A 25,649-nucleotide genomic window follows, 5' to 3' on the forward strand; every position below is an offset into this window, starting at 1 on the left:
AATAACTGCTTCATGTGCGGCGCGAATGGTCGTTCCTGCCTTGCACTTGTGGGAGCGGGCTTGCTCGCGAAGGCGGTGGGTCAGTCGCATCAGTGTTGAAGGACGCACCGCTTTCGCGAGCAAGCCCGCTCCCACAGGGGGGGAGAGTCAGGCCAGGGTTTTGAGGTAAGCCCGCCACCCGCCCAGATGACTGATATCCAGCGCACCCTCCAAACCATACGGTTCGCAGATAAACCCGCTCTCCCAACGCCCATCCGCCAGTTGCACCTTGCCCAGTCCAAGCGGTGCCGCAATTCCGGTGAGGAACGAGCCCAATTCGCTGCTCGGCAACTCCCACACTTCCACCGCAATCGCCACGCCGCCCTCCTTGACCCGCACCATGCCCGGCCGCAATGGCGGGCCGCCGGCCAACGCATGCAGTTGGTAGTCCGGGGAACTGAACGTCGCCTCCTGCAAGCGCCCACCGCGCTGAGTCAGTTGCCAGTTCAGCGCCAACCCCTGCAGATGCGCGCCGCACACCACGATGCGTGCGCGATCATGGCGCGCTGCGTTCGCCGGTGTCGGCAGGTCGCAATCCTCTTGACGCTGCAGCGCATCGGCCACGCTCAGCAGATATTGATCGGTGAACGCGCGGCCAAACAGCGTCACGCCCCACGGCAATCCATTGCTCATAAACCCGCTTGGCACGGCGACGGCAGCGTAGTCGAGCAGGTTCATGAAGTTGGTGTAGTAACCCAGTTCGGAATTGCGCAGCACCGGTTCGGCGTGCAGTTCGGCCAGCGTCACCGGGCGGCCGATGGTTGGGGTCAATACGCAGTCGAGGCCTTCGAGGGCCTGATCGCACAGGGCTTTCAAGGCTTGCAGCCGATATTGCGCGCGGAAGGTTTGCACGCCGGTCACCGCCGGCGCCTTGGCGAGCACAGCGCGGATCACCGGCAACACGGCCTCGGGATTTTGTTCCATCAATTCGCCCGCCACGCTGTAGCGCTCGGCGACCCACGGCCCCTCGTAAAGCAAGCGCGCGGCTTCAAGGAACGGCGACAGATCCAGTTCGACCGCTTCGCCACCCAAGGCCTTGAGCCGGTCGATGGCATCGCCGAACAGCAGCGGGCCTTCGACGCAGCCGAAAAATTCGAGGTCCTGCGCGCGCGGCACACCGAACCGAAACGCCCGTGGCGCACCAAACGCCGAGCCGTCATTCCACGATGGGTTGCGACGGCTGTATTCATCGCGCGGATCGAGTTGGGCGACAAGCGCCAGCAACTGGCTGGCCTCACGCGCAGTGGCGGTGAACGTAGTCACGCAATCCAGCGTGCGGCATGCGGGCAGCACTCCGGCCGTGGAAATCAGCCCCTTGCTCGCCTTCAACCCGACTAGATTGTTCAGTGCCGCCGGCACCCGACCGGAGCCTGCGGTGTCGGTGCCCAAGGCAAAACTCGCCACGCCCAATGCCACTGCCAGCGACGAACCGGCGCTGGAACCGCCGGACGGATACTCCGGCAACACACTGTTCGGACACGCGCCATAAGGCGAGCGGCTGCCATTGAGCCCGGTGGCAAATTGATCGAGATTGGTCTTGCCCAGCGGAATCGCCCCCAAGGCGATCAACTGCTCGACGATGGTCGCCGAGCGTTCTGGCACAGACGCGAAGTCTGGGCACGCGGCGGTGGTGGGAATGCCCGCCAGATCAATGTTGTCCTTGATCGCAAACGGCACGCCGTACAGTGGCAGGCTGTCGAGGTCGCGCCCGTCGAGGGCAGCGAGATAGGGTTCCAGTTCGGCGGCGCTGAGCAAGTGGATGAACAGGTGATAATCCGGGTTCAGCGCGGCCGCTTTTTCCCGTAGTTTCAGCAGCAGTTGACGCGGTGTGGTGTCGCCATTGCGATAGGCATGGCGCAGAACATCGAGTTGCAGATTCATGAGTAGATCCTTATCCAATTGGCTTCAGTCGAGTGCCAGCACCACGACCCGTTGTCCGGCGCGCACTGCCGAACCCGGCTGCACGCGAATCTCGCGCACCACCCCGGCCAGTGGCGCAAGCACCGGGATTTCCATCTTCATCGACTCGAGAATCACCAGCACATCGCCTGCGGCGACACGGCTGCCGACCTCGACCTGCACCTGCCAGAGATTGCCGGCGATGTGGCTGTCGACGCTGTGTTCGTCATCGGCCAGCGGCGCGTCTTCACTGGGTTCGGCCACCGCTTCCTCGCTGTCGAAGTGCGCCTGACCGCTGGCGATCCAGCGTTCGCGCTCGGCGGTGAAGGCGCCCTGTTGCCGGGCGCGGAAGGCGCTGATGCCCTCGGCTTCGCGATTGAGAAAAGCCTGATAGTCGGCAAGGTTGAGCTGACTGTGTTCGATGTCGAGGTCGAAGCGTCCCAGTGGAAAATCGCGGCGGATACGCAGCAATTCTTCGGCGCTGACCGGGTAGAAGCGAATCTGATCAAAGAAGCGCAGCAGCCACGGTTTGCCGTCGAACGCGGCGACTTCGCGGTAGCGATTCCACATCTGCAAGGTGCGCCCGACAAACTGATAACCGCCGGGGCCTTCCATGCCGTAGACGCACATATAGGCGCCGCCGATGCCCACCGAATTCTCGGCGGTCCAGGTGCGTGCCGGGTTGTATTTGGTCGTCACCAGACGATGGCGCGGATCGAGCGGCGTGGCGACGGGCGCTCCGAGATAAACGTCGCCGAGGCCCATCACCAGATAGCTGGCATCGAACACCGTGCGCTGCACTTCGTCGAGGTTGGGCAGGTCGTTGATGCGACGAATGAACTCCAGATTGCTCGGGCACCACGGTGCGTCCTTGCGCACGGTGGTCATGTATTTCTCGATGGCCAACTGGCAGGCCGGATCATCCCAGGACAGCGGTAAATGGACGATGCGCGACGGCACTTGCAGGTCGTTGGCGGCGCACACCGCGTCCCACTCGCCGGCGATGATGCCGAGCAGATCGGCCAGCGGCAGTTGCTCGGGCTGGTAGTGGATTTGCAGCGAGCGAATGCCGGGGGTGAGGTCGATTACGCCGTGCAGGGTTTTGCTTTCCAGTGCCTGCATCAGCGCGTGGGCGCGAAAGCGCAAAACAAGATTGAGTTCAGGCGCGCCGATTTCCAGCAACAGATGCGTATCCCCGGAAACCCGCGCCACAAGCTGCCGATCCCCCTGACCCAGCGCCAACACCACAGGCGACACCAAGCCCTGTTGGAGCGGGCATGCTCGCGAAGAGGCCGTGTCAGGCAACATCAATGTGTCTGACACACCGGTTTCGCGAGCAAGCCCGCTCCCACAGGGGGAATCCCATTGACAGGCGAGATCGCGGGCGGTCTTGAGGTCGACGGGGATGAACTGGATGTTGTCGCCAGCCTTGAGCTGCCCCAGTTGCCACAGGTCCGCTTCGATCACCGTCACCGGGCAGACAAACCCGCCAAGGCTTGGGCCATCCGGGCCAAGAATCACCGGCATGTCACCGGTGAAATCCACCGCACCGATGGCATACGGATTGTCGTGAATGTTCGACGGATGCAACCCGGCCTCGCCGCCGTCGGCGCGCACCCATTCAGGCTTCGGCCCGATCAGCCGGACACCGGTGCGGCTGGAGTTGAAATGCACTTCCCATCGGGTTTCAAAGAACGTGCCGATGTAGTTTTCGGTGAAATATTCCGGTGCGCCGTGCGGTCCGTAGATCACCCGGATCTGCCGCACGGCGGGCAACGCGGTAACGTGGGCCTCGGCCAATTGTTGCCCACTGCTGTGATCGGTCAAAGCAGGCACATGCAACACGTCACCCGCACGCAACGCCCGACCACCGTGCCCGCCAAACTGACCAAGGGTAAAGGTGCTTTTGCTGCCCAGATAATCCGGCACCTGTAAACCGCCGCGCAGGCACAGATAACTGCGGGCGCCGGCGCCGCTGATGCTGCCCAGATGCAACGTCGCGCCCGGCGGGATCAGCAACGCGGTGTTCATCGGCACGCTTGCCCCTTCAAGCGTCAGGCCAATCGGCGCGCCCGTCACGGCGATCACCGCTGCACAATTGAAACGCAGCAGCGGCCCGCTCATGGTGATTTCCAGTGCCGCTGCACCTTCGGCATTGCCAAGCAGACGATTGCCCAGCCGCAGCGCGCGGCTGTCCATCGGCCCCGACGGCGGGACACCCACGGCCCAATAGCCGAGGCGCCCCGGATAGTCCTGCACGCTGGTTTGAGTGCCGGCGCTGAGCACTTCGAACGTGTTGGCGCGATAGACCAGACCTTCCAGGCAACGGGTCCACGGCTCGCCGATGGCGAACGGCGTGTCGAGCAGAATCTGCCGCAGGTATTCGCGGTTGGTTTCCACGCCGTACAACAGACTGTCGCCCAGCGCTTGATGCAGTTCGGCCCGCGCCTGTTCGCGGGTCGGCGCCCAGGTGATGAGCTTGGCGATCATCGGATCGAAGTACGGCGGGATCTCGCAACCGGCCTCAACCCAGGTGTCGATGCGCAGTTGAATGCCGTTGGCCGGCGGAAATTCCACCGCCGTCAGCAAGCCCGGGCTCGGCTGGAAATCGCGCCCCGGATCTTCCGCATACAACCGTGCCTGAATCGCATGGCCTTCAGGTTTCAGCTGGCGATACAACTCGCTCAACGGTGGCAGATCACCGGCGGCCAGTTCCACCATCCAGCGCACCAGATCGACACCCCAGACCTGTTCGGTGACGCCGTGTTCCACCTGCAAGCGTGTGTTCACTTCAAGAAAATAGAAACGTTGCGCCTCGCTGTCGAAGACGAATTCCACGGTGCCGGCGCTGCGGTAGTTCACCGCTTTTGCCAGTTGGATTGCCGCCGCACACAGTTCATCGGCCATGCCGTCGGGCAGGTTCGGTGCCGGGGTTTCTTCGAGGACTTTCTGATTGCGCCGCTGCACTGAGCAGTCGCGCACACCGAGGGCGATGACCTCTCCGCGACCGTCGCCGAACACTTGCACTTCCAGATGGCGGGCGCGCTGGATGTACTTCTCGATGAACACGCCGGCGTCGCTGAAGTTGTTCTGGCCGAGGCGTTTCACCGCTTCGAAGGATTCGCTCAACTCGCTGGCGCTGCGGCACACGCGCATGCCGATGCCGCCACCGCCCGCAGTGCTTTTCAGCATCACCGGGTAGCCGACCTGCTCGCCGGCGATCAGCGCGGCGTCGAGGCTGTCGAGCAGTTCGGTGCCTTCGAGCATGGGCACACCGTACTGTCTGGCGAGCGCGCGGGCGGTGTGCTTGAGGCCGAACACGCGCAGTTGCTCCGGCGTCGGGCCGATGAAAGCGATGTTCTGCGCTTCGCAGGCTTCAGCGAACGCTGCGTTCTCGGACAGGAATCCGTAGCCGGGATGGATCGCTGTGGCGCCGCTTTGCTTGGCAATGGCGAGGATCTTGTCGACGGCCAGATAGGTGCCGGCGGCGGCGCCTTCACCGAGGCTGTGGGCTTCATCGGCGTGCAGAATGTGCAGGCTGGCGGCGTCGGCTTCGCTATAGACGGCCACGCCGTTGACCTGCAGTGAGGCGAGGGTGCGCAGGATGCGGCAGGCGATGGCGCCACGGTTGGCGATGAGGACTTTTTCGAACATGGCATAACCCCTGAAGGGGAAGCGGGCCGTCCCGCCGTTTTTCGACAGACATCCGGGCCGTCCCGGATGAAAAAACACCGACTTCAAATCACTACAGATCCCCTGTGGGAGCGAGCTTGCTCGCGAATGCGATGTGTCAGTCAGCATTGATGTTTCTGATGCGACGCCTTCGCGAGCAAGCTCGCTCCCACATTTTGATCAGGGATGTTTGGGGGATTTCAGGCACTGGCCGGAACGGGCCTGGCACAGGGCGAACAGCCAACGGCGCAACCGACCGATTTTCAGTTCCATACCAGCAGCTCCGCAGGTGTCGGGTTGTAGGCGTTGCAAGGGTTGTTCAACTGCGGGCAGTTGGAAATCAGCACGATCACATCCATCTCCGCGCGCAAGTCGACGTACTTGCCCGGCGCCGAAATCCCGTCCTCGAAGGTCAGCCCGCCATCGGCCGTGACCGGCACATTCATGAAGAAATTGATGTTCGGCCCGATGTCGCCTTTGCTCAGTCGCCCGTCATGGGCGCAGGCGCGCAGGTAGTTGTCGCGGCAGCTGTGCATGTAGCGTTTTTCCAGGGCGTAACGCACGGTGTTGCTCTCTTGCGCGCACGCGCCACCGAGGGTGTCGTGGCGCCCGCAGGTGTCGGCGACGATGGTCAGCATCGCGTGGCCGAGGTTGGAATAGAGCACGCTGCCGGTGCTCAGGTAGACGCTGTTTTGCCGGCGCAGCGTGCGCTGCACGTCGTAGCGTTCCTTGGGATTGGCGAGGCTGTAGAACAACGTATCGACGGCCTGGTTGCCTTCCAGGTCGAGGATGCGCAGGGTCTGGCCGGCCTTGACCTCCAGCAGCCAGGGTTCACCGGCCGGGATCGTGGCGCGGTACACCGCTGTGTCGGGTTGGTTTTGCGAAGTGGCGATAGCGACTGACATGGCAGCGAACCTCAGGCGAACAAACGGTCGGTGTTGATAAAGCCGCGCTCATTTTCCGGGCGCGAAGTGCGGCAGTGCTCGGCGACGCTGGCGTCGGCGTTCATCCAGCTCAGCTTCAGCGGTTTGGGCGCGTACTCGGGCGACGGGTCCATCGGGTGTTGCAGCGCGGTGAGCACCACCAGCGTGTCCATCGGCGCGTACAACTCGATGTAGTCGCCGGCCTTGGCGTTGCCCTCGACAAAGTGGAAGCGCCCGGTCTCATCGACGTTGACGCGGCTGAACAGGTTGAGGGTCATCAGCAGATCGGAGAGCCCCAGGCCCCACTTGCCGAGTTCCACCAGCAGGTTGTCGGTGCCGTTGCGGAAGAAGCCGTTGCGCAGTTCCTGGTAGCGGCCTTGGCCGTACTTCTGCGCGACTTCTTCGGCGCAGAGCACGCCGCCGAGGCTGTCGCTCCAACCGCAGGTGTCAGCGGTGATCGCGGCCAGCACGCGGCCCATGTCCGAGTAGAGGCAGTGGCCGGCAGTGAGCTTGGCGGTGTGTTGGCATTTGAGGCTGTCGGGCAGGTTCAGCCGCTCGGTTTTTTCATTGGCGTTGAGCAAGGTCAGGCTGACGTTGGCGCCGCCGCGCAGATCGGTCAGGCGCAGCAATTGGCCGCGCTTCAACACGAAGGAACGGTGGCCGCCACCGGGGAGCATTTCTTCGGCAAACGGGGGGAACAATTGGGTCGAATCAGTCATTGGAGCAGTCCTCTCAAGCGGTGCGAAGGGCGCCTGCCAGTGGCAACGGCAGGGCGTCGACGGCGGCGCGCTGGGCGCGGCGGTCGCTGTTCAAAGGGATGTCGTAGGTGATGCGCGCGCCATAAGCGCCGGGGGCGTGCGGGTCGAGGCGAACCTTGTCGAACACCAGCAGACGCGTGCCAAGGCTGAAGCCCTCGGCCAGGTCATGAGTGACCATGAACACCGTCAGTCGGGTCTCGCGCCACAGTTCCAGCAGCAAGGCGTGCATGTCTTTGCGGATGCCGGGATCGAGCGCGCCAAACGGTTCGTCGAGCAGCAATACGCGCGGTTTCATGATCAGCGCCTGGGCTATCGCCAACCGTTGCTGCATGCCGCCGGACAATTGCGCCGGGTATTTGTCGAGCGCATGGCCGAGGCCGACTTTGTCGAGCAATGCCGCGGCCTGTTCGCGCGCCTCACGCTTGGCGTTGCCGAACAACCGCCCCAGCAGCGGCGCACGCGGCAGTTCGAGGCCGAGGGCGACGTTGTCGAGCACGCTCAGATGCGGGAACACCGAGTAGCGCTGGAACACCACGCCACGGCTGGCGTCCGGTTCGCTGGCGAGCGGCTGTCCGTCGAGCAGGATTTCGCCGCGACTCGCCGTTTCCTGACCGAGCAGCAGGCGCAGGAAGGTCGATTTGCCGCAACCGGATGCGCCGACCAGGGTGCAGAATTCGCCCTCGTTGACGCTCAGGTTCAAGCCTTCGAGCACGACCTGATCGGCGTATTGTTGCCAGACGTTTTTTACGCTGATGAAGCTCATTTGGCCGCCCCTTCATACCAAGGGAATGCGCGACGGGTCAGGTATTTCAGGCCCCAATCCATCAGCCAGGCGAGGAGGGTGATCCACACCACGTAGGGCAGAATCACATCCATTGCCAAATAGCGCCGCACCAGAAAAATCCGGTAGCCGAGACCGTCGGTGGAGGCAATCGCTTCGGCCGCGATCAGGAACAGCCACGCCGAGCCGAGCATCAGCCGCAACGAGATCAGCAAGCGCGGCAACAGTTGTGGCAGCACCACCCGCAGCATCAGCGTCCAGGTCGAGGCGCCGAGGGTCTGTGCCTTGATCAGCAATTCGACCGGTATTTCCCGGGCACGTTGTTCCAGATCGCGAGCCAGCGCCGGGGTGATGCCGATGACAATCAGCATGACCTTCGACAACTCGCCCAGACCGAAAACGATGAACAGAATCGGCAGGATCGCCAGCGGCGGCACCATCGACAGCACCGTCAGCAGCGGCGACAACGGCGCGCCGAACAGCGGCAGTGTGCCGGCTGCAATGCCCAGGCACAGCCCGGCCAGGGCGGCAATGCCAAGGCCGATGGCCAGACGCCGCAGGCTGGAAGCGGTGTCCTGCCACAACAGATAGTCACCGGTGCGGCTGTCGGCATTGAAGGCCAGCCGTTTCACTGCGTCGCTCATCTGCACGGCGCTGGGCAGCAGTTTGTCGTTGGGGTTGTCCGTCAGGCGCTCGGCCGAGCCCATGAAGTAGGCGAACAGCACCAGGGCGAACGGCAGGATCACCAACAACAGGCGACTGGGGCGATCCGGGTGGCGATTGATCAGGCGCATGGCCAAATCCTCCGTGGCTTACAGCTTGGCGTCAGCAGCCATCTGCACGTAAGTCGGATCGAAACGCAGCTTGAGATTGCCGGTGTCGCCGCTGGTCACGCCGTTGGCGAAGGCCATGCCGACCGCGCTGGTGTCTTTCGCGCCTTCACCGAGCAAGCCGTGCTGGAACGAGAACTCAGCGACCTTGCGCATGGTTTCCGGCAGTTGTTTGCTGGTGGCGAAACTCAGCGCTTCGCTCGGTGTGGCGAACAATCTGGTGGTGTCGAGTTGCGCCTGGAATCCGGCCAGATCAGTGCCCGAGGCCTTGGCCATGTGCTCCAGCGCGGCTTTGCTCGCAGCGTTTTTCGCGTTCATCAATTCGACCACTTCGAACCACGCGCCGGTCAGTGCCTTGCCCAGCGCCGGGTTGTCTTTGAGGGTGGTGCTGTTGACCACCATCATGTCCATGATCTCGCCGGGAATCTGGCTGGAGTTGAACACTTCGGTCACACCGGGTTTGGCCTTGATGTCCGAGAGCATCGGGTTCCAGGTGGTCACCGCGTTGACCTCCCCGGTGTTGAACGCGGCGGAAATGTCAGCGTCGGAGGTGTTGACCACTTTCAGGTCTTTCTCGGTCAGATCGACCGAGTCCAGCGCGCGGGCCAGCAGATAGTGTGAAACCGAGAGTTCGACCAGATTGACGTCCATGCCCTTGAGGTCGGCGACTGTCTTGCCGTCGCCCTTGAGGACGATGCCGTCGTTGCCGTTGGAGAAATCGCTGACGATCAGCGCGGTGCTGTCGACCCCGCCGGCGGCCGGAATGGTCAGCGCATCCATGTTGGTCATGGTGCAGCCGTCGAACTGGCCGGCGGTGTATTGGTTGATCGATTCGACGTAGTCGTTGAGTTGCACGACATCGATCTTGATCCCGTACTTCTTCGCCCATTTGTCGACGATGCCTTGGCTGCCGGCGTATTCCCATGGCATCCAGCCGGCGTAAATGGTCCAGCAGACGCTGAAGTGGTCTTTCTGTGCGGCGGGGGATTGGCTGCTGATGAGCGCGGCGAAGGCAGCGGCGAGCAGGGCGGGCAAACGTAGTCGGGTCATGGTGCATTCTCCAGTTGATCAAGGGCGGACAGGAAGGCAACGCGGCACCGCGAACGGTGGCTTGTCTCCCGGGCTTTTGTCCCGCCGTGTAACCTCAACTGGAGGTCGCCAACTCTCGGACCAGCCACTCGCGAGTGCGAGCCGGAACCCTAGTCAGCCATTGCAAATTGTGGTGCCGCGAACCTGTGATGACTCCTGCACGGGTTTGCTAAAGCGAGACGCGTGCCAAGTTGCGACAGGCGCTCTGGCACGGGGGTGCGGGTTGCATCGGCTCGCAGACAAGGGCGGTGTGGCGCTTTGTGTTGGTGCGCGGCTGCACCGTGATGCAGCGTCTGAATGATGGCGTGGTCGCGGATGAACAAGGCTTCATAAATCACTTGTTTCAACTTGTTACGGGAACGCACCGGAAGCGAAAAACGCGGTCTGATTTTTCGTCAGTCACCGATTAAACGACTGGCGCCTGCCAGCGTCGCTGGTGTGGCCAACCCGCGGTCCAGGAGGCCGCCATGTATAGACGAATTCTACTGCTTGCTGCGTTGATGTTTTCCGTTGCCGGTTGCGCCCCCTACTCCTACGCGGACTCGTATTACAGCTCTCAGGTCTACACATCACCTGCACCGGCCTACTACAACACGGGTGGCACGTATTACAGAGGTAGCAGCACCTATTACGCGCAGCCTCGTTACTACCAGCCAGCACCGCGGTACTACCAGCAACCGCGTTATTACCAACCGGCGCCGCGCTACTATCAACCGGCTCCACGCTATTACGAAAGCCGTCGCTGGCACGGCAATGATCGCGGGCGCTGGGACGGCCATCGTCGCGGCGGATGGGACAACGATCATCGCGGTCGCGGCCATTACGACCGGCACAGCGGTCGAGGCGACCACAACGGGCGGGGCAACCGCTGGTAATCCAGCGCAAATGAAAAGCGGCGCATTGAGCGCCGCTTTTTTGTGTCTGCGATTTGATCAGTAGGCCGTCAGGTCCGCCAAGGGATGTCGCCCCTCCCAGACCTTGTGAAAGTGCGCCTCCACCACCGCATCCGGCACGCTGCTGACGTCCGGCCAATGCCAGTGCGGCTTTTGATCTTTATCGATCAGCCGCGCACGAACCCCTTCGCTGAACTCCGGGTGTCGGCAGCAATTGAGGCTCAGGGTGTATTCCATCTGAAAGACTTCGGCCAGCGACATATGCCGAGCGCGGATGATCTGTTCCCAGACCAGATGCGCAGTCAGCGGTGAGCCTTCGCTCATGGTTTTCGCCGCGCGGGCGATCAACGGGTCGCTGCTGTCGCGTTGCAGGCTGATGGCCTTCCAGGCACACGTCACATCGCTGACGTCGAGCAGTTCGTCGATCTGCTGACGGCGCGGCAGCCACTGTGCTTCGGGCATCTGCGCCACGGCTTCCTGCTGCAGGGCCTTGAGCAGGCTGTTGAGTTGCATGTCGGTCTGTTCCTGCCAGTTGAGTTGCAGCAGACCTTCGATCAGATCGGGCTGCTGTTCGTCGAGCAGGAAGCGGTCGGCCAGATCCAGATCGATTGCATCACGGCCATTGATGTGCGAGCCGGTCAGGCCCAGAAACACACCGAGCTTGCCCGGCAACCGCGCAAGAAACCAGCTGGCGCCGACATCCGGGTACAGACCGATGGTGATTTCCGGCATGGCCAAGCGGCTGCTCGGCGTAACGATCCGTGTGCTCGCGCCTTGCAGCAAGCCCATGCCGCCGCCGAGCACATAACCGTGGCCCCAGCAGATCAGCGGTTTCGGATAGGTGTGCAGGCTGTAATCCAGACGATATTCCGCGCTGAAAAACTGTGCGGCCAGCGGCGGTACTTCACCGGGGTGGGCGCGGCACGCTTCCACGAGGCTGCGCACCTCGCCGCCCGCGCAGAAGGCTTTGGCGCCGTTGCCACGCAGCAGCACGCAGACGATTTGCGGGTCTTTGGCCCAGGCGTTCAGTTTGTCGCTCAGGGCGTTGATCATCGGCAGGGACAGCGCATTCAGCGACTTTTCAGCATCCAGGCTGGCGATACCGATGCGGGCGCCGTCGGTGCCGGTAAGTTCTTCGAAGTGCAGATTCATCGTGACCTCGATCGGAAATTTGAACGATCAGTATGATCGTTGTGGGGGAAAGTGCCGGATCTGCGTCAGATCAATTGACAAGCGTGGTCGGCTTTCCTAGGGTTCGCCCCATTGTTTTTGCCGGGTATGACCATGACTGCTGACGACCGTATCAAACTCGAACCGAGCTGGAAGGAGGCACTGCGTGCTGAGTTCGACCAGCCTTATATGGCAGAGTTGCGCCAGTTTCTGCAGCAGGAGCGGGCGGCCGGCAAGGAAATCTATCCGCCGGGACCGATGATTTTCAATGCGCTGAATTCGACGCCGCTGGATAAAGTGAAGGTGGTGATCCTCGGCCAGGACCCGTATCACGGTCCGGGTCAGGCTCACGGCCTGTGCTTTTCGGTACAGCCGGGCGTGCCCGCGCCACCGTCGCTGGTCAACATCTACAAAGAGTTGAAGCGCGACCTGAACATCGACATCCCCAATCACGGCTACCTGCAGAGCTGGGCCGATCAGGGTGTGTTGATGATCAACACCACCATGACCGTCGAGCGCGCCAACGCCAACGCGCACAAGGACAAGGGCTGGCAGTTTTTCACTGACCGGATCATTGAGGTGGTCAGCGAACGGCAGCCGCACCTGGTGTTCATGCTCTGGGGCGCGCATGCGCAGAGCAAGCAGAAGCTGATTGATGCGACCAAGCATCTGGTGCTGACGTCGGTGCATCCGTCGCCGTTGTCGGCTTATCGCGGGTTTTTGGGTTGCGGGCACTTTGGCCGTGCGAACAAGTTTCTTGAGCAGAATGGCGAGGCGCCGATCGAGTGGCGTTTGCCGCCGATTTGATCGGTTGACCGGGCAGGCCCCTTCGCGAGCAAGCCCGCTCCCACATTGGTTTTGCGGCGTGCACATAATCAATGTGGGAGCGGGCTTGCTCGCGAAGAAGATCACTCGGTCTTGAAGACTTACTCGGGACTACGATTCCAGTATTTGAACAACGGCTCCGCCAGAAACAGCACGAACAACAGCCGCATCACCTGCATCGCCGTCACCAGCGGCACCGACAATTGCAGCGTCTCTGCCGTCAGGCTCATCTCGGCAATCCCGCCGGGCATCATGCCCAGGGTCAGTGAACGCAAGTCCAGATGAGTCAAAGCACTCAATCCCAACGCCGCCAGACTCGCGATCAACATGGTCAACGCCGTGCCAATCAGCGTCCGCCCCATAAATGACGGCGCACGGCGGAAGAACTGCCGGTTGAAGTGACAACCCAGGCCGCTGCCAATCAACCACTGGCCAATCTGACTGCCGCCATTGGGCAAACCAATGTGCAGATCCCAGCCAATGCTCACCGCCGCGCTCACCAGCAACGGCCCGAACAGCCACGGATTGGGTTGACGCAAGCGCTGCCAGAGCCAGGCAAGCAAACCACCCGCCGGAAACAGAATCGCCAGCCAGCGCCAATCGACGCTGCCAGCGTGGGAAATCGGATTGCCATCGCCCAGCAGGTACTTGAACGCCGCCGGCACACATAACACCACCACCAACACGCGCAAACTCTGCCCCGCCGCCACGTGGCTGAGCATCGCGCCATTGCGTGCGCCGAGGTTGACCATTTCCCCGGAACCGCCGGGCATGCTCGAGAAAAACGCCGTGGCGCGATCCTCGCCGGTACGGCGCATCAACCACACACCGACCACCGCCGACAGGCTGGTGACCAGCGCACCGAAGAAGATCAAACCGAAATGACTGAGCACTTGCTCCATCACCACCGGGGTGAAGTGCAGGCCGATGCCGATACCGACGATCCACTGGCCGCACTTGCGGCCGCCAGGGATTTCGGTGAGTTGCCACGGGGTCAGGCAGCGCACGAGGATGATCGCCAGCAACGAGCCGACCATCCACGGCAGTGGCCAGCCGATCTGGCTGGCGATATAACCGCCAAGCAGACCGACCAGCGGGGTTCCCCACCAGGATTTGAGGGCGGACCGATCAAACATCGACGATGGCGCGTCGCGCGGCCGAACGCTTACGCCAGATACGGAGGATCGGCATCAACAGCATGATCGCCGTGAGTACCCAGCAACCGAAGGTGATCGGGCTCGACCAGAGGATTTCCAGTGCACCGTTGGAAATCGACAGGGCACGACGCAGGTTCTGCTCCATCAGACCGCCGAGGATGAAGCCCAGCAGCAGCGGCGACAGGGGGAAATCCAGCTTGCGCAGGATGTAACCGAAGATGCCGATGCCGATCATCAGGAACAGGTCGAACGTGGTGGCGTGAACCGCGTAAACACCGATCCCGGTAATGATCGCGATGATCGGCACCAGTGCCCAGTTCGGCACGGCCAGGATGCGGGTAAACACACGAATCATCGGGATGTTGAGGACCACCAGCATCACGTTGGCGATGAACAGCGACGCGATCAGGCCCCAGACGATGTCCGGTTGTTGCTGGAACAGCAGCGGGCCCGGCGTGATGTTGTACAGCGACAGGGCGCCGATCATCACCGCAGTGGTGCCCGAACCCGGTACGCCGAGGGTCAGCATGGGCACCAGTGCGCCGCAGGCAGCGCCGCCGATGGCGGTTTCCGGCGCGGCGAGGCCTCGGGCATCACCTTCGCCGAATTTGCCGCTGGCACCGGCGATGCGCTTCTCGGTCATGTAGGCCACGGCGCTGGCGAGGGTCGCGCCGGCACCCGGCAACACGCCCATGATGAAGCCCAGCACACCGCAACGGACGTTGACCACGAACACCGACGCCGCTTCCTTGAAGTTGAACATCATGCGGCCGGTGGCTTTCACCGCTTCCTGGCCGTGGTGGGTTTTTTCCAGCAGCAGAAGGATTTCGCTGATGGAGAAGAGGCCCAGCACCAGCACGACGAATTGAATGCCGTCGGTCAGGTGAATGTTGTCGCCGGTGAAACGATAAACACCGCTGTTGGCGTCGATGCCGACGGTCGACAAGAACAGACCGATCAACGCCGCGATGAAGGTTTTCAACGGACGATCACCGGCCATGCCGCCGAGACAGACAATCGCAAACACCATCAACACGAAGTATTCCGCCGGGCCAAAGGCAATCGCCCATTTCGCCAGCAGCGGCGCGAACAGCACCATGCCGCAGGTGGCGATAAACGCGCCGATGAACGAGCTCCATGCCGACAGCGACAGCGCGACACCGGCCAGGCCTTTGCGGGCCATCGGGTAACCGTCGAGGGTGGTCATCACGGTGGAGGCTTCGCCCGGGATGTTCAGCAGAATCGAGCTGATCCGGCCGCCGTATTCGCAGCCCAGGTACACCGCTGCCAGCAGGATCAGTGCCGACTCTGGCGGCAGGCCGAGGGCGAATGCAATCGGGATCAGCAATGCCACGCCGTTGATCGGGCCCAGGCCCGGCAGCAGGCCGACGACGGTGCCGATCAGCGTGCCGCACAGTGCAGTCACCAGGTTGTATGGGCTCAGCGCGACGCCAAAACCCTGACCCAAATAGCCAAGAGTATCCATATCAGTTCTCCAGAACGCTGAGCAGGCCGAGCGGCAGCGGAACGTCCATCACACGGTCGAACAGCAGGTAAAGACCGATGGCCATCAGGCTGATGATCACCACGCTGGGCAGCCAGCGGCCACCGTAGAGACGGGCCATAGGAACGCCGGTGACGATGCTGGCGACGATGAAGCCGAGGGGTTCGAAGGTGCCGGCGAACACCAGCAGCAGCGCCACGCAGATGCCGATCTTGGTCAGGGTTTCGCGATCCAGCGGCGGCTCATCGTCACTGTGTTTGATCGGCGCCGGGCGGAACACCATGTACAGCAGTGCCGCACCCATCAGGGCAAGCATCAATAGGGGAAAGGCACGCGGGCCTACCGGTTCGTAGGAAAAAGCCGCTTGGTACGGCCACGCCATCAGTGCCAGGCCGGCACAGGCCAGCAACAGCACCGAGGCGAAAATGCGTTGAATAAGCATGGGAGCTCCTGTGCTGCGTTCCCGCATCCGGGAACGCAGCCGCTAGACAGAGACGATCACTGAATCAGGCCGAACTCTTTGGCCAGCACTTTGTAGTCCGCGACCTGCTTCTTCACGTAGGTGTCCAGTTCCGGGCCGGTCATGGCGAACGGGAACAGTTCACGCTGATCGCGCAGCTTGGCGAACTCGTCGGAGGCCAGCAGTTTGTCGAACGAGTCTTTCCACCAGGCGTAGTCTTCATCGCTGACTTTTGGCCCCAGGTAGAAGCCGCGTACCACGGGCCAGACAATGTCGTAGCCTTGCTCGCGAGCGGTTGGAATGTCTTTCATTTCCGGCTCGTCGAGACGCTTGTCAGCGAACACCGCGAGCAGGCGCATGTCACCGCTCTGAATGTGCGGCATGGAGTCGGAGATGTCGGTACTGCCGACCTGGATGTGGCCGCCGAGCAGGGCGGTCGCGATTTCGCCGCCACCTTCGAGGGCGACGTAACGCAGGTCACGCGGGTTGATCCCGGCAGCCTTGGCGATCAGCGCGGTTTGCATCCAGTCCTGGCTGCCGACGGTGCCGCCGGAACCGATGACCACGGAGCTTGGATCTTTCTTCAGCGCCTGGACGAGATCGTCGAGGGTCTTGTAGGGGGAATCGCTTTTCACGGCGATGGCGCCGTAGCTGGTGCCAACCGCTGCCAGCCAGCGCACGTTGGTTTCATCGAAGCGACCGAACTTGCCCTGCGCCAGGTTCAACAGCGAACCGCTCGACCACGCCACCAGCGTGCCGGCATCCGCCGGGCGCTGGGCGACCACGGCGTTGTACGCCACTGCGCCAACACCGCCGGGCATGTAGGTCACGCGCATCGGTTTGGTCAGCAGTTTTTCGTTGACCAGTGCGCTTTGCACCAGTTTGCAGGTCAGGTCGAAACCACCGCCGGGGGAGGCCGGGGCGATACATTCCGGACGTTTCGGCTCGGCCATCAGTTGGCCGGCAAACAGCATTGCGCCAGCGGTGAGAGCAACTTTACGCAGTGACAAGTTCATCTGAGTCTCCTTGGGAGTTGTTGTTTTAGACGTACAGAATTACCGAAGGGCAACGCTTCGCTCAGCTGCGGGCGCAGTTTGACGTGGCGCGAGTGCGGTCGATGGAGCATCGAAAAGGAAGTCGGTGTGGCCCGGCGGTAAAAAACCGCTGAGGGCGGGAGGGACGCTGGGAGTCTGGGCCGGTGTCAGGGCCCTGGATGGCATGGACGGCATGCGGTTGTACTCCGTTATTGTTCTTATTGGTCGAAAACGCTTCGTGGCGTTTTTCGTAGCGCTGTGTGGCGGCAGCGACGGCAGTCGGGACTGTCCGTGGATCGACTCTAACGGGCTAACCTTTCGCTAACCTTTCAGCCGACTTTCACGGTTTTCGGGCTTCACAGCGGCGGTTGCGGCTGTAAACTCCGCGACAAAGCATGGCGCCGGCCATCCCTGAACGAGGTAAAAATCCATGCGTGTTCTGCTCGTCGAAGACCATTTGCAATTGGCCGAAAGCGTTGCCCAGGCGCTCAAGAGCACCGGTCTGACCGTGGACGTGCTGCACGATGGGGTGGCCGCCGACCTGGCATTGAGCAGTGAGGAATACGCCGTGGCGATCCTCGATGTCGGCCTGCCACGCATGGATGGTTTTGAAGTGCTGGCGCGATTGCGCGCCCGGGGAAAGAACCTGCCGGTGCTGATGCTGACCGCCCGCAGTGATGTGAAGGATCGTGTCCATGGCCTCAATCTCGGCGCCGACGACTACCTCGCCAAACCGTTCGAACTGACGGAACTGGAAGCGCGGGTCAAAGCCCTGTTGCGCCGCAGTGTCCTTGGCGGTGAACGCCAGCAGCGTTGTGGTGTGCTGGCCTACGACCTCGACACCCGGCGCTTCACCCTCGGCGAAGAACTGCTGACCCTGACCTCACGTGAGCAAGCGGTGCTGGAAGCGCTGATCGCCCGTCCGGGGCGGGTGATGAGCAAGGAGCAATTGGCTGCGCAGGTGTTCGGCCTCGACGAAGAAGCCAGCCCTGATGCCATCGAAATCTACGTGCACCGGCTGCGCAAGAAACTCGACGGCCAACCGGTCGCCATCGTGACCTTCCGTGGCCTCGGTTATCTGCTGGAAAGCCGCGATGCATAAGCCCAGCAGCCTGCGTTGGCGGTTGTTGTGGAACCTCGCGTCGTTGCTGGTGGTGTTGATGCTCGCCAGTGGCTTGAGCGCTTACTGGAATGGTCGCGAAGCTGCCGACACCGCTTACGACCGCACCTTGCTCGCCTCGGCACGGACCATCGCTGCGGGGCTCTCGCAACGCGATGGCAGCCTCAGTGCCGACGTGCCTTACGTGGCCCTCGATACGTTTGCCTACGACAGTGCCGGGCGGATTTATTATCAGGTCAACGACATCCACCAGAAGCTGATTTCCGGCTACGAAAACCTCCCCGGCCCGCCGCCCGGCACCAAGCGCACGGACAGCTATCCCGCGCTGGCGCGTTTCTACGATGCCACCTACAACGGCCAGAACGTGCGAGTGGTCAGCCTGCTGAAAGCGGTGAGCGAACCGAACATGAACGGCATGGCGGAAATCCGTGTGGCGGAAACCGACGAAGCGCGGGTCAGCATGGCGCGCAGTCTGGCGGCCGACACGTTGCTGCGGTTGGGCATGTTGGCGGTCGGCGCGTTATTGCTGGTGTGGTTTGCTGTCAGTGCGGCATTGCGACCGCTGGAGCGCCTGCGCACGGCGGTGGAAGAGCGACAGTCTGACGATTTGCGGCCATTGCCATTAGTCGAAGTGCAGCACGAGTTGTGGCCGTTGGTCAGCGCACTCAACCATTTCACTGAGCGTTTGCGCGGACAGTTCGAGCGTCAGGCGCAGTTTATCGCCGATGCGGCCCATGAATTGCGCACGCCTTTGGCTGCATTGAAAGCGCGGCTCGAATTGGGGCTGCGCTCCTCGGAATCCGAGACGTGGCGCAGCACCTTGGAGTCGTCGGCGCAAAGCACCGATCGCCTGACTCATTTGGCCAATCAACTACTGTCTTTGGCGCGCGTGGAAAACGGCGCACGGGCGATTGCCGAGGGCGGTGCGCAGTTGCTCGATCTGAGTCAGTTGGCCCGGGAGCTGGGCATGGCCATGGCACCGCTGGCGCACAAGCGCGGGGTGGCGCTGGCGCTGGAGGCCGATGAGCCGGTCTGGTTGCGTGGTGAACCGACATTGCTCAACGAGTTGCTGAGCAATCTGGTGGACAACGCTTTGGCGCATACGCCACCGGGGGGGAACGTGATTTTGCGCGTGACCGCGCCGGCAATACTTGAAGTGGAAGATGACGGCCCGGGCATCCCGCTGGAGGAGCGTGATCGGGTGTTCGAGCGTTTCTACCGGCGCAACCAGCAGGTCGCGGGGTCAGGGCTGGGGCTGGCGATTGTCGGCGAGATCTGCCGGGCGCATCTGGCACAGATCACTTTGCATGATGGCGATCAGGCGGGGTTGAAGGTGCGGGTCAGTTTCATTGCCGGGTGATTGTGGTGGTTTTGCTGGCCCCTTCGCGAGCAGGCTCGCTCCCGCAGGGGGAATGGATTCCAATGTGTGAATCAGCTGTGCTCCCACAGGGGAATGCATTTCATTGTGGGAGCGAGCCTGCTCGCGAATGGGGCGGCGCGGCCTCGGGTCAGTAAAACATCGTCCGCGACTCTTCCAGGTCTTCGCACAGCGCTTTGTTCTCCGGATCAATCCCGAGCTTCCTGAACGCCGGCACAGTCAGCGGATCAATTCGCGCGAACGGATGATCCGTGCCTTTGTGGCAATACAGGCTGGCCACTTGCACCAGATCGACGTAATCGATGGTGGTCGAATCACGTTTGAAGTCCTGATACCGCCCCGGCAACTCCACCAGGCGCTCGGGAAATTCCCAGACCCGCAGCAGCTTGTCACCGAGCAATGGATGAATGTGGTCGATCACATGGTTGAGGCTGACCGGATCGGAGAGCAGTTCGTAGTGATCTTCGGCGTAGGTCAGAATCGGCAGCACACCGATCTGATGCACGAGGCCTCCGAGCGCAGCCTGATCGGGTTTGAGCTGAGTGTAACGTCGGCACAGCGCATAGCTGACCCCGGCGATTTCCAGGCTCTTGCGCCAGACTTCGCGCATCTTCTGTTCGACGACGTCGGAGCGGGCGTGGAAGATCTGCTCCATCACCAGGCCGATCGCCAGATTGCTGCTGTAGTTGATGCCCAATCGGGTAATGGCGGTGTGCAGGTCGGTGACTTCCTGCGCGGCACGCAGCAGCGGGCTGTTGACCACTTTGATCAGGCGCGCTGACAGCGCCGTGTCACGGCCGATCACTTTGCTCAGGTCGCTGACGCTGATTTCCGGGTCTTCGGCGGCCTTGCGAATCTGCAGGGCCACTTCCGGCAACGTGGGCAGAACCAGGTCATCGTTATCGATGGCCTCAACCAAATCCTGTTGGACCTTTTCCGCCAGTTCGCTCATTTAAACTCTCTAGGGTGTTGCATCAAATGCTGCGATCAGCGCTGGATTTCGCGGTCGCGATCCAGTTCGTAAGGCAGGTCGAGCAGATGCAGTGCGGGGCCTTCGAGGGTGCCCAGATGCAAATCACCGGCTTCGGCAGCTTCGGCCTGCAGCACCGCCAGGAGTTCAATGTTTTGCCCGGCATGGGCGGCCAGCACCACTTCGCCGATGGAGCTGTTGTGGCTTGGCGCGAACAGTTGCGTGCCCGGCTCCGGCAACTCGGCGCCATCCAGGCTCAGGCGATACAGGCGGCGCTTGAGTTTGCCCAGGTATTGCATGCGCGCAACGATTTCCTGGCCGGTGTAGCAACCCTTCTTGAAACTCACACCGCCGACGGCTTGCAGGTTGAGCATCTGCGGGATGAACAACTCGCGGGTGGCTGGCATGACCTGACCGATACCGGCGCGGATCTGACCCAGCAGCCATTGATTCAGCTCACCTTCAGGGAGCGTCACCGCCAGTTTGGCCTTGATCGCATCAGCCAGATCGGCAGGCACCCAGAGTTCGGCGCGATCCGGCGAGACGCGAATCGCGACCAGGCCTTCATGACGGGCGACGCTGTCGGTGTCGACCGGCAGGTCCAGACCGAGGCAGCTCAGTGCGGCCTCGCCTTGCACCAGTCCGAAGCGTACCCATGCGGCGCTCTCGTCGGTCAGTTTCGATTTGGAGAACACTGCGTACTTTTTCAGATCCGCCAGTTGCGGTTCCAGCAGCTCGCTGGCCATCGCCAGGAGCACGCCGTTGCCTTCCAGAAGGATGCGAAAGCTCGATTGCATACGGCCTTTCTGGGTGCAGCGGGCGCCGAGGCTGGCGCAGCTGTCGCTCAGGTAATCGATATTGCAGGTCAACTGGCCTTGCAGGAATTTTCCGGCATCCGCGCCGCGAACCGCGAGAACGCCTTCATGAGACAGGGTGCAGAAAAAAGCAGAATCGGCCATGGGTCATCGCAGGGTAAAAAGTCTGGGGCACATCATAAGGGGGCATTGTTGAAATGGGTAGTTGATAAAGGATCGATGGCGCCCGACCAAAGCCGACTGTGCGGTGCGCTTGGGGTCTGTATACTTGCCGGCAAATTTGAGGAGGGCCCCATGGTCGAACAAGTTGAACTGAATCGCCTGTTTTGGCACAGCCGTCGCGGCATGCTTGAGCTTGACGTATTGCTGGTGCCATTCGTGCAGGAGGTTTACGCGACGTTGAACCAGGTGGATCGCGATCTGTATGTGCGTCTGCTGACGTGCGAGGATCAGGACATGTTCGGCTGGTTCATGGAGCGCAGCGAGTCTGAAGATCCTGAGCTGCAACGCATGGTTCGCATGATCCTGGATCGTGTCCAGCCCAAGTAACCCATTCGAATGCCGCTGGCATGCCTCACGGCAGTTGCTGGCGGCGTATCTGTTGGCCCAGGCGTTCGCCCTGGGTGCCTTGTTGCTGCTTTCCATTCCACTCTGGGTCAGTCTGCTCGGGGCTTTTGCCTGTCTGCTGCATGGATTTTGGGTGCTGCCCCGGCAGATTCTGCTGAGTCATCCCCAGGCATTTCGCGGCTTGCGCCGCGATGCTGATGGCTGGCAAGTGTGGAATCAGGCGCATGGCTGGCAAGCGGCGCAATTGCGCCCGGACAGCCTGGCGCTGCCACTGATCGTGGTGCTGCGCTTTCGTTTGCGCGGGGAATGGCGGGTCAGATCGATCTGTGTGCCGCGTGATTCGCAGGCGGCGGATGTGCACCGACGCCTGCGAGTGAGGCTCAAGTTCAGCCGGCGTAGGTGGGCGGCACCAGAATAGTGTCGAGCGCCTCGGGTAGCAGGTCGGGATAGTCGAGGGTGTAATGCAGGCCGCGACTTTCCTTGCGCTCCATGGCTGAGCAAATCATCAGCTCGGCGACTTGCGCCAGGTTACGCAGCTCGATCAGGTCACGGCTGACTTTATAGTTGCTGTAGAACTCATCAATCTCATCCAGCAACAAACGCACGCGGTGTTGCGCCCGTTGCAGGCGCTTGTTGGTGCGCACGATGCCAACGTAGTCCCACATGAATCGCCGCAGTTCGTCCCAGTTGTGCGCAATGATCACGTCTTCGTCGGAGTCGGTCACCTGGCTGGCGTCCCAAGCGGGCAGGGCGCTTGGCGCGGCGACAGCATCCAGTTGCGCCAAGATGTCCGCTGCGGCCGAACGGGCATAAACAAAGCATTCCAGCAGCGAATTGCTGGCCATGCGGTTGGCACCGTGCAGGCCGGTGAAGCTGGTTTCGCCGATGGCGTACAGACCGGGCACATCGGTGCGGCCCTGTTGATCGACCATGACGCCGCCGCAGGTGTAGTGCGCGGCGGGAACGACGGGGATTGGCTGTTTGGTGATGTCGATGCCAAAGCCCAGGCAGCGCTCGTACACGGTCGGGAAGTGAGTCTTGATGAAGTCTTCAGGCTTGTGGCTGATGTCGAGGTAGACGCAATCGACGCCCAGACGCTTCATTTCATGGTCGATAGCCCGGGCGACGATGTCGCGCGGTGCCAGTTCAGCGCGTTTGTCGAAGCGATACATGAAACGCTCGCCATTGGGCAGCTTCAAATGTGCGCCTTCGCCGCGCAGTGCTTCAGTAATAAGGAAGCTTTTGGCTTGCGGGTGATACAGGCAGGTAGGGTGGAACTGGTTGAACTCCAGGTTCGCCACCCGGCAGCCGGAGCGCCAGGCCATGGCAATGCCATCGCCGCAAGCGCCGTCCGGGTTGCTGGTATAGAGGTAGACCTTGGCGGCACCGCCCGAGGCCAGAATCACGAAGCGCGCGCCGTAGGTGTCGACTTCGCCGGTCTTTCGGTTAAGCACATAGGCGCCAAGGCAGCGATCACCCGCCAGGCCCAGACGGCGTTCGGTGATCAGATCAACGGCGACGTGCTGCTCGAGCAATTCGATGTTCGAGCGCTCTTTCGCCTGGGTCAGCAAGGTCTTGAAAATGGCTGCGCCGGTGGCATCGGCGGCATGGATGATGCGCCGATGGCTGTGTCCGCCTTCGCGGGTGAGGTGAAATTCGAAGCCGCCGTCTTCCGTACCGGACTGTTCGTCGCGGGTGAAGGGCACGCCTTGGTCGATCAGCCACTGGATGGCTTCGCGGCTGTGCTCGACGGTGAAGCGCACCGCGTCTTCATGGCACAGGCCAGCGCCTGCATTGAGGGTGTCATCGACGTGGGATTCGACAGTGTCGGTGTCGTCCAGCACGGCGGCGACACCTCCCTGGGCCCAGAAGGTCGAGCCGTTGGCGAGGTCGCCTTTGCTCAATACGGCAATGCGCAAATGACCCGGCAGGGTCAGCGCGAGACTCAAACCGGCAGCACCGCTGCCTATGACCAGAACATCATGTTGGAATTGTTGGCTCATTACAGGATTCCGCTCAAAGCGACCCGGGTCGGGGTTGGCGCAAGACAGCTGGATCGGCAAGTCAAGACAGCCACACAGCCCACTAGTATATAGAGGGGTGGAGCGGCACAATAGCCGGGCCCAGATGGCATTGTGAAACTACTGTGACGGGAAAGTCCGTGTGATTCGTCGGATGTTTTTTTCGGCGACAGCGGGAAAGACGACTGTATCGCTGCTGAAACAGGGTTTTTCTGCGCAGGGCTGCCCAATGCCTGTTGGCTACGGCTATAAATAATTGGAACTTTTGCCAAAGGCCCAAGATCAATAGACGGTTGCCAAAACAAGGGACAGTGTCGGCTTCAGTGCGGAATCAGTCATTCGATCCTTGCTGGAGAAACCGATGACAAGATTATTCGCGCAGCCGGTTTATCCCGCGCTGCGTTTTTCGTGCGTGCCAAATCAGAGCTCGCAGGAAACTTGCTTGGAGGGGGAGAACTTTTGCGAAAAGCCCGAGTCTATGTTTGCAAGTCTGGTCGTTTAGTTATGCAAGTCTCCTCCGGGCTTATCGAGGAGTGTTCATGCTAACCCAGGAAGAGGATCAGCAGCTGGTCGAACGCGTTCAGCGTGGCGACAAGCGAGCTTTCGATCTGCTGGTGCTGAAATATCAGCACAAAATTCTCGGGTTGATCGTGCGTTTCGTGCACGACACCCATGAAGCCCAGGACGTGGCTCAGGAAGCCTTCATCAAGGCGTATCGAGCACTTGGAAACTTTCGCGGCGACAGTGCGTTTTATACGTGGCTGTACCGTATTGCCATTAACACGGCAAAGAATTACCTGGTTTCACGCGGCCGTCGGCCGCCGGATAGCGATGTAAGTTCCGAGGATGCAGAGTTCTACGACGGCGATCACGGCCTCAAGGATCTCGAATCACCAGAACGTGCACTGCTGCGGGATGAGATCGAAGGCACTGTCCATCGAACTATCCAGCAATTGCCAGAGGATTTGCGTACTGCTTTAACTTTACGTGAATTCGATGGTCTGAGTTACGAGGACATTGCGAGCGTCATGCAGTGTCCGGTGGGTACCGTGCGCTCCCGGATTTTCCGCGCCCGGGAGGCCATCGATAAAGCCCTGCAGCCGTTGTTGCAGGAAAACTGAGACAGCGGCGACAGCCAAGAGAGGAACGCCATGAGTCGTGAAGCCCTGCAGGAATCGCTGTCCGCAGTGATGGATAACGAAGCGGACGAACTGGAATTGCGTCGAGTGCTCAGTGCACTGGATGATGTTGATACCCGTGAAACCTGGGCTCGTTACCAGATCGCTCGGGCAGCCATGCACAAGGATCTGCTGCTTCCACGTCTGGATATCGCTGCGGCAGTGTCTGCTGCACTGGAAGATGAAGCGACCCCAGCCAAAGTAACGCGCAGCCCATGGCGTAGCCTTGGTCGCCTGGCCGTTGCCGCGTCGGTGACTGTCGCCGTTCTGGCCGGTGTTCGCCTGTACAACCAGGACGAAATCGCTGGCGTTGAACTGGCCCAGCAATCGAATCAGCCAACCTTGGCCACTCCCCAGGTCAAAGGCCCGGCGGTTCTGGCAGGCTACACTGAAAGTTCGGAAGCCACTGGCCCGATGGCCAACGGCGTGCTGCAAGGTCAACCAGGCTGGCACGATCAGCGTCTGCCAGGCTACTTGCGCCAACACGCTCAACAGGCTGCACTGAAGGGTACTGAAAGCGCGCTGCCATACGCACGTGCTGCAAGTATGGAAAACCGTTAAGGAGG

General features: G+C 61.6%; 23 protein-coding genes and 1 riboswitch. Of the genes, 8 read left to right on the plus strand and 15 right to left on the minus strand.

Translation table 11 applies throughout. The features are described from left to right. Positions 1–147: 147 nt before the first annotated feature. The 7 genes from atzF to AACY19_RS20375 all read right to left on the minus strand — a co-directional run bounded on the left by atzF (position 148) and on the right by AACY19_RS20375 (position 9,952). The gene (gene atzF / locus AACY19_RS20345) at positions 148–1,920 is read right to left on the minus strand and encodes an allophanate hydrolase (RefSeq protein WP_339453339.1); all 1,773 of its coding nucleotides are present in this window, start codon (positions 1,918–1,920) and stop codon (positions 148–150) included. Between the two features lie 24 nt (positions 1,921–1,944). Continuing rightward, a complete protein-coding gene (uca, locus tag AACY19_RS20350; protein WP_339453341.1) occupies positions 1,945–5,592 on the minus strand; it encodes an urea carboxylase in 3,648 nt (1,215 codons plus the stop codon). 281 nt (positions 5,593–5,873) lie between these two features. Continuing rightward, positions 5,874–6,515, minus strand: a complete 642-nt coding sequence (locus tag AACY19_RS20355; protein WP_339453343.1) for an urea amidolyase associated protein UAAP2 — start codon at positions 6,513–6,515, stop codon at positions 5,874–5,876. Positions 6,516–6,526: 11 nt separating this feature from the next. After that, positions 6,527–7,252, minus strand: coding sequence for an urea amidolyase associated protein UAAP1 (locus tag AACY19_RS20360; RefSeq protein ID WP_339453345.1), 726 nt, complete (start codon positions 7,250–7,252; stop codon positions 6,527–6,529). 13 nt (positions 7,253–7,265) lie between these two features. Beyond that, positions 7,266–8,054: an ABC transporter ATP-binding protein gene (locus AACY19_RS20365; RefSeq protein WP_339453347.1), complete on the minus strand. Its 789-nt coding sequence runs from the start codon at positions 8,052–8,054 to the stop codon at positions 7,266–7,268. Then, a complete protein-coding gene (locus AACY19_RS20370) occupies positions 8,051–8,866 on the minus strand; it encodes an ABC transporter permease (RefSeq protein WP_339453349.1) in 816 nt (271 codons plus the stop codon). The genes AACY19_RS20365 and AACY19_RS20370 overlap by 4 nt, the downstream gene beginning before the upstream one ends. A gap of 18 nt (positions 8,867–8,884) precedes the next feature. Further along, a complete protein-coding gene (locus tag AACY19_RS20375; protein ID WP_339453351.1) occupies positions 8,885–9,952 on the minus strand; it encodes a putative urea ABC transporter substrate-binding protein in 1,068 nt (355 codons plus the stop codon). Between the two features lie 63 nt (positions 9,953–10,015). Then, positions 10,016–10,116, minus strand: a riboswitch (guanidine-I (ykkC/yxkD leader). A gap of 342 nt (positions 10,117–10,458) precedes the next feature. Here AACY19_RS20375 and AACY19_RS20380 point away from each other — a divergent pair. Continuing rightward, positions 10,459–10,866 (plus strand): hypothetical protein, encoded by a 408-nt coding sequence (locus AACY19_RS20380; RefSeq protein ID WP_339453353.1) that lies wholly within the window; start codon positions 10,459–10,461, stop codon positions 10,864–10,866. Positions 10,867–10,923: 57 nt separating this feature from the next. Here the strand turns inward: AACY19_RS20380 and AACY19_RS20385 are convergent, their stop codons facing one another. Further along, a complete protein-coding gene (locus AACY19_RS20385) occupies positions 10,924–12,036 on the minus strand; it encodes an enoyl-CoA hydratase/isomerase family protein (protein WP_339453355.1) in 1,113 nt (370 codons plus the stop codon). A 132-nt stretch (positions 12,037–12,168) separates the two neighbouring features. Here AACY19_RS20385 and ung point away from each other — a divergent pair, with 132 nt between their 5' ends. Then, complete coding sequence (gene ung, locus AACY19_RS20390; protein WP_339453357.1) at positions 12,169–12,861, plus strand: uracil-DNA glycosylase; 693 nt, start codon at positions 12,169–12,171, stop codon at positions 12,859–12,861. Positions 12,862–12,980: 119 nt separating this feature from the next. On the opposite strand, the gene AACY19_RS20395 is transcribed toward ung, so the two are convergent. From AACY19_RS20395 to AACY19_RS20410, 4 genes are read right to left on the minus strand one after another with little or no spacing between them, the layout of a single operon-like run. Then, positions 12,981–14,015, minus strand: coding sequence for an AbrB family transcriptional regulator (locus AACY19_RS20395; protein WP_339453359.1), 1,035 nt, complete (start codon positions 14,013–14,015; stop codon positions 12,981–12,983). Continuing rightward, positions 14,008–15,522 carry a tripartite tricarboxylate transporter permease gene (locus AACY19_RS20400; protein WP_339453361.1) on the minus strand — a complete coding sequence of 505 codons (1,515 nt, stop codon included), beginning with the start codon at positions 15,520–15,522 and terminating at the stop codon, positions 14,008–14,010. The genes AACY19_RS20395 and AACY19_RS20400 overlap by 8 nt, the downstream gene beginning before the upstream one ends. Position 15,523: 1 nt before the next feature. Next, positions 15,524–15,982, minus strand: a complete 459-nt coding sequence (locus tag AACY19_RS20405; RefSeq protein WP_339453363.1) for a tripartite tricarboxylate transporter TctB family protein — start codon at positions 15,980–15,982, stop codon at positions 15,524–15,526. 56 nt (positions 15,983–16,038) lie between these two features. Further along, positions 16,039–17,016: a Bug family tripartite tricarboxylate transporter substrate binding protein gene (locus tag AACY19_RS20410; RefSeq protein ID WP_339453365.1), complete on the minus strand. Its 978-nt coding sequence runs from the start codon at positions 17,014–17,016 to the stop codon at positions 16,039–16,041. 448 nt (positions 17,017–17,464) lie between these two features. Between AACY19_RS20410 and AACY19_RS20415 the strand changes: the two genes are divergently transcribed. Both AACY19_RS20415 and AACY19_RS20420 read left to right on the plus strand, forming a co-directional pair. Continuing rightward, a complete protein-coding gene (locus AACY19_RS20415) occupies positions 17,465–18,136 on the plus strand; it encodes a response regulator (protein WP_007898613.1) in 672 nt (223 codons plus the stop codon). Next, positions 18,129–19,514 carry a sensor histidine kinase gene (locus AACY19_RS20420; protein WP_339453368.1) on the plus strand — a complete coding sequence of 462 codons (1,386 nt, stop codon included), beginning with the start codon at positions 18,129–18,131 and terminating at the stop codon, positions 19,512–19,514. The genes AACY19_RS20415 and AACY19_RS20420 overlap by 8 nt, the downstream gene beginning before the upstream one ends. A gap of 148 nt (positions 19,515–19,662) precedes the next feature. Here the strand turns inward: AACY19_RS20420 and AACY19_RS20425 are convergent, their stop codons facing one another. Together AACY19_RS20425 and ygfZ are read right to left on the minus strand one after the other, a co-directional pair. Continuing rightward, positions 19,663–20,484: an HDOD domain-containing protein gene (locus AACY19_RS20425; protein ID WP_339453370.1), complete on the minus strand. Its 822-nt coding sequence runs from the start codon at positions 20,482–20,484 to the stop codon at positions 19,663–19,665. 35 nt (positions 20,485–20,519) lie between these two features. After that, positions 20,520–21,461, minus strand: a complete 942-nt coding sequence (gene ygfZ, locus AACY19_RS20430; protein WP_339453372.1) for a CAF17-like 4Fe-4S cluster assembly/insertion protein YgfZ — start codon at positions 21,459–21,461, stop codon at positions 20,520–20,522. Between the two features lie 150 nt (positions 21,462–21,611). On the opposite strand from ygfZ, the gene AACY19_RS20435 reads away from it, so the two are divergent. Next, entirely contained in the window at positions 21,612–21,866 is a 255-nt protein-coding gene (locus AACY19_RS20435; protein ID WP_007911418.1) for an FAD assembly factor SdhE, read from the plus strand. After that, entirely contained in the window at positions 21,850–22,302 is a 453-nt protein-coding gene (locus AACY19_RS20440) for a protein YgfX (protein ID WP_339453374.1), read from the plus strand. Before AACY19_RS20435 ends, AACY19_RS20440 begins: the two co-directional genes overlap by 17 nt. Here AACY19_RS20440 and nadB read toward each other — a convergent pair. Next, positions 22,271–23,887, minus strand: coding sequence for an L-aspartate oxidase (gene nadB, locus AACY19_RS20445; protein ID WP_339453376.1), 1,617 nt, complete (start codon positions 23,885–23,887; stop codon positions 22,271–22,273). The two genes, AACY19_RS20440 and nadB, sit on opposite strands and share 32 nt — an antisense overlap. Before the next feature lie 557 nt (positions 23,888–24,444). Between nadB and rpoE the strand changes: the two genes are divergently transcribed. Together rpoE and AACY19_RS20455 are read left to right on the plus strand one after the other, a co-directional pair. Further along, the gene (gene rpoE / locus AACY19_RS20450) at positions 24,445–25,026 is read left to right on the plus strand and encodes an RNA polymerase sigma factor RpoE (RefSeq protein ID WP_003172477.1); all 582 of its coding nucleotides are present in this window, start codon (positions 24,445–24,447) and stop codon (positions 25,024–25,026) included. A 30-nt stretch (positions 25,027–25,056) separates the two neighbouring features. Continuing rightward, positions 25,057–25,644: a sigma-E factor negative regulatory protein gene (locus tag AACY19_RS20455; RefSeq protein WP_339453378.1), complete on the plus strand. Its 588-nt coding sequence runs from the start codon at positions 25,057–25,059 to the stop codon at positions 25,642–25,644. The last annotated feature ends 5 nt before the right edge of the window (positions 25,645–25,649 follow it).

The organism is Pseudomonas sp. EA_5y_Pfl2_R50, from assembly GCF_963970475.1.
In the GTDB taxonomy this organism is placed as follows: domain Bacteria; phylum Pseudomonadota; class Gammaproteobacteria; order Pseudomonadales; family Pseudomonadaceae; genus Aquipseudomonas.

What these genes read in the sequence shown, in the direction of transcription:
- AACY19_RS20380 (WP_339453353.1), top strand. Translation starts at nt 10,459, where the DNA reads ATGTATAGACGAATTCTACTGCTTGCTGCGTTGATGTTTTCCGTTGCC.
- ung (WP_339453357.1), top strand. Translation starts at nt 12,169, where the DNA reads ATGACTGCTGACGACCGTATCAAACTCGAACCGAGCTGGAAGGAGGCA.
- nadB (WP_339453376.1), bottom strand. Translation starts at nt 23,887, where the DNA reads ATGAGCCAACAATTCCAACATGATGTTCTGGTCATAGGCAGCGGTGCT.
- rpoE (WP_003172477.1), top strand. Translation starts at nt 24,445, where the DNA reads ATGCTAACCCAGGAAGAGGATCAGCAGCTGGTCGAACGCGTTCAGCGT.
- AACY19_RS20385 (WP_339453355.1), bottom strand. Translation starts at nt 12,036, where the DNA reads ATGAATCTGCACTTCGAAGAACTTACCGGCACCGACGGCGCCCGCATC.
- AACY19_RS20365 (WP_339453347.1), bottom strand. Translation starts at nt 8,054, where the DNA reads ATGAGCTTCATCAGCGTAAAAAACGTCTGGCAACAATACGCCGATCAG.
- atzF (WP_339453339.1), bottom strand. Translation starts at nt 1,920, where the DNA reads ATGAATCTGCAACTCGATGTTCTGCGCCATGCCTATCGCAATGGCGAC.
- AACY19_RS20395 (WP_339453359.1), bottom strand. Translation starts at nt 14,015, where the DNA reads ATGTTTGATCGGTCCGCCCTCAAATCCTGGTGGGGAACCCCGCTGGTC.
- AACY19_RS20370 (WP_339453349.1), bottom strand. Translation starts at nt 8,866, where the DNA reads ATGCGCCTGATCAATCGCCACCCGGATCGCCCCAGTCGCCTGTTGTTG.
- AACY19_RS20435 (WP_007911418.1), top strand. Translation starts at nt 21,612, where the DNA reads ATGGTCGAACAAGTTGAACTGAATCGCCTGTTTTGGCACAGCCGTCGC.
- AACY19_RS20355 (WP_339453343.1), bottom strand. Translation starts at nt 6,515, where the DNA reads ATGTCAGTCGCTATCGCCACTTCGCAAAACCAACCCGACACAGCGGTG.
- AACY19_RS20420 (WP_339453368.1), top strand. Translation starts at nt 18,129, where the DNA reads ATGCATAAGCCCAGCAGCCTGCGTTGGCGGTTGTTGTGGAACCTCGCG.
- AACY19_RS20415 (WP_007898613.1), top strand. Translation starts at nt 17,465, where the DNA reads ATGCGTGTTCTGCTCGTCGAAGACCATTTGCAATTGGCCGAAAGCGTT.
- AACY19_RS20360 (WP_339453345.1), bottom strand. Translation starts at nt 7,252, where the DNA reads ATGACTGATTCGACCCAATTGTTCCCCCCGTTTGCCGAAGAAATGCTC.
- ygfZ (WP_339453372.1), bottom strand. Translation starts at nt 21,461, where the DNA reads ATGGCCGATTCTGCTTTTTTCTGCACCCTGTCTCATGAAGGCGTTCTC.
- AACY19_RS20410 (WP_339453365.1), bottom strand. Translation starts at nt 17,016, where the DNA reads ATGAACTTGTCACTGCGTAAAGTTGCTCTCACCGCTGGCGCAATGCTG.
- AACY19_RS20400 (WP_339453361.1), bottom strand. Translation starts at nt 15,522, where the DNA reads ATGGATACTCTTGGCTATTTGGGTCAGGGTTTTGGCGTCGCGCTGAGC.
- AACY19_RS20425 (WP_339453370.1), bottom strand. Translation starts at nt 20,484, where the DNA reads ATGAGCGAACTGGCGGAAAAGGTCCAACAGGATTTGGTTGAGGCCATC.
- AACY19_RS20455 (WP_339453378.1), top strand. Translation starts at nt 25,057, where the DNA reads ATGAGTCGTGAAGCCCTGCAGGAATCGCTGTCCGCAGTGATGGATAAC.
- AACY19_RS20405 (WP_339453363.1), bottom strand. Translation starts at nt 15,982, where the DNA reads ATGCTTATTCAACGCATTTTCGCCTCGGTGCTGTTGCTGGCCTGTGCC.
- AACY19_RS20375 (WP_339453351.1), bottom strand. Translation starts at nt 9,952, where the DNA reads ATGACCCGACTACGTTTGCCCGCCCTGCTCGCCGCTGCCTTCGCCGCG.
- uca (WP_339453341.1), bottom strand. Translation starts at nt 5,592, where the DNA reads ATGTTCGAAAAAGTCCTCATCGCCAACCGTGGCGCCATCGCCTGCCGC.